Annotated in this window: 3 protein-coding genes; all 3 read right to left on the bottom strand. The window is 63.7% G+C overall.

The annotated features are described in order from the left end of the window. A partial coding sequence (gene gcvP / locus ACR0BZ_RS19590; RefSeq protein WP_480540088.1) for an aminomethyl-transferring glycine dehydrogenase occupies positions 1-2,829 on the bottom strand: 2,829 nt, incomplete at its 3' end. Positions 2,830-2,943: 114 nt separating this feature from the next. After that, positions 2,944-3,309, bottom strand: a complete 366-nt coding sequence (gene gcvH / locus ACR0BZ_RS19585; RefSeq protein WP_209505056.1) for a glycine cleavage system protein GcvH — start codon at positions 3,307-3,309, stop codon at positions 2,944-2,946. Positions 3,310-3,326: 17 nt separating this feature from the next. Then, positions 3,327-4,421, bottom strand: coding sequence for a glycine cleavage system aminomethyltransferase GcvT (gene gcvT, locus ACR0BZ_RS19580; protein ID WP_480912396.1), 1,095 nt, complete (start codon positions 4,419-4,421; stop codon positions 3,327-3,329). Position 4,422: the final 1 nt, after the last annotated feature.

Here is a 4,422-nt window from a genome sequence, read left to right as displayed (position 1 = left end):
CATTGGTGGGCATGTGCATACGAGGTTTCGGTCGCCGTATGCGTTGTCGACGCGGTTGACGGGGGACCAGTATTTGTCGACGCCCATGGAGCCCGGAGGGAAGCAGGCCTGTTCGCGGGTGTAGGGGCGGTCCCAGTCGCCGACCAGATCACGCACCGTGTGGGGGGCGTTTTTCAGCGGGTTGTTTTCCGCGTCGATCTTGCCGTCGATGATGTCCTGCGCTTCCGCGCGGATCGAGAGCATGGCGTCGCAGAAGCGGTCGAGCTCGTCCTTGGGTTCGGATTCGGTGGGCTCGACCATCAGGGTTCCGGCCACCGGCCAGCTCATCGTGGGGGCGTGGAAGCCTGAATCGACCAGGCGCTTGGCCACATCGTCGACGGTGACATGCGCCGCCTCGTCCAGCGGCCTTGTGTCGAGGATGCATTCATGTGCCACCCGACCCGTTTCCGAGGTGTAGAGGATCGGATAGGCGTCCTTGAGCCGCGCCGCGATGTAGTTGGCGTTCAGGATCGCCACTTTGGTGGCCTGCGTCAGCCCCGCGCCGCCCATCAGCAGCACATAGGCCCATGAGACGGGAAGGATCGAGGGCGAGCCGAAGGGTGCCGCCGAGACCGGACCCACGGCGGTGCCGTATTCCGGGTGGCCCGGCAGATGCTCGGCCAGATGCGCCTTGACGCCGATCGGACCCATGCCGGGGCCGCCACCGCCATGCGGGATGCAGAAGGTCTTGTGCAGGTTCAGGTGGCTGACATCGCCGCCAATGTCACCCGGACGTGCCAGCCCGACCATGGCGTTCATGTTGGCGCCGTCGATATAGACCTGACCGCCGTGATCATGGGTGATCTGGCAGACCTCCTGCACGGTGGTCTCGAACACGCCATGGGTCGAGGGGTAGGTGATCATGCAGGCGGCCAGATGGTCCGAATGCTTTTCCGCCTTTTCGCGGAAATCATTCAGATCGATATTGCCCTTGTCATCCGATTTCACCGGCACAACCTGCCAGCCCACCATCTGCGCCGAGGCCGGGTTGGTGCCATGGGCCGAGGTCGGGATCAGGCAGACATTGCGCTGCCCTTCGCCGCGGGCGAAGTGATAGTTGCGGATGGTCAGAAGGCCCGCATATTCGCCCTGCGCGCCCGAGTTGGGCTGCTGGGAGATCGCGTCATACCCGGTGATCTGGCACAGCTTGTCGTTCAGATCCGCAATCATCTGATGGTAGCCCTGCGCCTGATCTTCGGGCACGAAAGGATGCAGGTTGCCGAACTCGGGCCAGGTGACCGGGATCATCTCGACCGTGGCGTTCAGCTTCATGGTGCAGGATCCCAGCGGGATCATCGCCCGGTCCAGCGCCAGGTCGCGGTCGGCCAGACGGCGCATATAGCGGGTGATCTCGGCCTCGGCCCGGTTCTTGTGGAAGATCGGGTGGGTCAGGTACGCGCTTTCGCGCAGCGCGTAATCCGGCAGGCGGTATTGCTTGTTCGAGCTGTCATCCTTGCGGTCGATGCCGAAGGCACCCCAGACCGCCTCGATGGTCTCGGGCCGGGTCTGTTCGTCCAGGCTGATGCCCACGCGGGTCTCGCCGACCTTGCGCAGGTTGACGCCACGGGCCACGGCGGCCTCCATCACCACGTTCTGCAGATGACCGACCTCGACCGTGATCGTGTCGAAGAACACCTCGGGTTCGACCGCAAAGCCCGCCTCTTCCAGACCGGCGGCCAGGCGCGAGGTCTTGCGGTGCACCGATTGCGCGATCGCCTTGATGCCGTCGGGGCCGTGATAGACCGCATACATCGAGGCAATGACGGCCAGCAGCGCCTGCGCGGTGCAGACGTTCGAGTTCGCCTTTTCGCGGCGGATGTGCTGCTCGCGGGTTTGCAGCGACAGGCGGTAGGCCTTGTTGCCGCGGCTGTCGATGCTGACCCCGATGATCCGGCCCGGCATCGAGCGCTTCAGCTTGTCGGTGGTCGCCATATACGCGGCGTGCGGGCCGCCATAGCCCATCGGCACGCCAAAGCGCTGGGTCGAGCCGATGGCGATATCCGCGCCCATCTCGCCGGGGGATTTCAGCAGCGCCAGTGACAGGATATCGGCGGCGACAACGGCGATGGCGTTATGTTCATGCAGCGCCGCGATCTCGGTCGTGAAGTCGCGCACATGGCCATGGGTGCCCGGATACTGGAAGATCGCGCCAAAGACGGCACCTGCATCCAGCTGATCGGGATCGCCCACCTGCACGTCGATGCCCAAGGGTTCGGCGCGGGTTTTGATGACCGCGATGGTCTGCGGATGACAGTTGCGATCCACGAAGAAGGCCGCGTTATTGGCCTTGGACCGGCCGCCGCGCTTGGCCATTGCCATGGCTTCTGCCGCAGCCGTGGCTTCGTCGAGCAGCGAGGCGTTGGCCACATCGAGCCCGGTCAGGTCGCTGACCATGGTCTGGAAGTTCAGCAGCGCCTCAAGCCGGCCCTGGCTGATCTCGGGCTGATAGGGCGTGTAGGCGGTGTACCAGGCCGGGTTTTCCAGGATGTTGCGCAGGATCGGCGCCGGGGTGGTGGTGCCGTAATAGCCCTGACCGATCAGCGAGGTCAGAACCTTGTTCTTGCCCGCCACCTGCTTCATGTGAAAGAGCGCATCGCGTTCCGTCATCGCCGGGCCCCAGTCCAGCGGTTCCTTCTGCCGGATCGCGGGCGGGACGGTGGCGTCGATCAGCTGGTCCAGCGTCTTGAAGCCGATCACCTGCAGCATGTCGCGCATTTCGGTGGGCGACGGGCCGATGTGGCGGCGATTGGCGAAGTCATAGGCTTCGTAATCGGTCAGTTTGAAGGCCATTGCAGCGCTCCTCAAGGATAGGTCAGACCCGGCGGAGACGGCAGGAGCCTCCGGCGGGAGTATTTGGAAAAAGATGAAGCAGGGAGCCCCGGTCTCTGGGGCTCCGGGCCGGATTTAGCCGATGAAGGCCTTGTAGCCGGCTTCGTCCATCAGATCTTCCAGCTGCGCGGCATCGGCGATCTTGATCTTGTAGATCCAGGCCTCGCCCTCGGGGTCGTCGTTCAGCGCGCCGGGATTGTCGGCCAGCGCCTCGTTCACTTCCGTAATCTCGCCATCAACCGGCGCGTAAAGCTCGGAGGCGGCCTTGACGGATTCGATCACGCCGATCTCGCCATCCTTCTCGAACTCGTCGCCCACCTCCTGCTGCTCGACAAAGACCACCTCACCCAGCTGCTCGGCCGCGTGTTTGGTGATGCCCAGCGTGGCCGTGTCGCCGTCGACCGCCAGCCATTCATGCTCTTCGGAATAATAGGTTGCCATGTCTCTCTCTCCTGACTTCAACGCTTGTAATTCTGTTTGACGAAGGGCAGCGCCACAATCTGCGCCGGTTGCGCCTTGCCCCGGATGATCAGGTTGACCTTCTCGCCCGGCTCGCCATGGCCCGCGGACACATAGCCCATCGCAACCGGGCCGCCGACCGTGGGGCCAAAGCTGCCCGAGGTGATCTGACCGATGGTGTTGCCCTCAAGGCATTGCACCTCGACCCCCTGACGCGCGGGCGCGCGGCCGTCGGGCTTGATGCCCACCAGCTTGCGCGCAGGCCCCTCGGCCAGTTCGCGCTGCACACGTTCCGCACCCGGAAAGCCGCCTTCTTCCTTGCGCCGCTTCTGCATCGCCCAGCCAAGGCTGGCCTCGACCGGCGAGGTGCTCTGATCGATGTCATTGCCATAAAGGCACAGACCGGCTTCAAGCCGCAGGCTATCGCGCGCGCCCAGACCCGCCGGTTCGCAATCCTCATGCGCAAGGAACGCCCGGGTGATCTCGATCGCCTTGTCTTCGGGGATCGAGATCTCGTACCCGTCCTCGCCCGTGTAGCCCAGCCGCGAGATGCGGCATTCGACACCCAGGATGTCGGCAATCGTGGTTTCCATGAACTTAAGATCGCGCGCCGCGGGGCAGAGCGCGCCCACCACATCCTCGGCCTTGGGGCCTTGCACCGCAACCAGCGCGCGGTCGAAGATCTCGGTCACCTCAACCCCGTCCAGATTGGCGCGCATATGCGGAATGTCCTGATGGCGCAGCGCCGCGTTCACCACCACAAAGTAATGATCCCCCGCGTTCGACACGATCAGGTCATCCATGATCCCGCCTTCGGCATTGGTGAAGAACCCGTACCGCGCCTTGCCTTCCTTCAGCGTCGCATAAGCCTGCGGACACAGTGCTTCCAGCTTCTCGCCCACATTCTCGCCCCGCAATATCACCTGACCCATATGCGACACATCAAACAACGCCGCCTTCTCGCGGCACTGCTTATGTTCACCCATGATCCCCAGCGGATACTGAACTGGCATCTCCCACCCGGCAAAATCAACCATCTTGCCGCCCAACTCAACATGAAGCCCATACAACGGCGTGCGTCTAATCTCGGTCATT

This window comes from Ruegeria sp. P8, assembly GCF_056534665.1.
The sequence above is the reverse complement of the archived record's forward strand: the minus strand, read 5'-3'. Positions and strand labels throughout refer to the sequence as shown.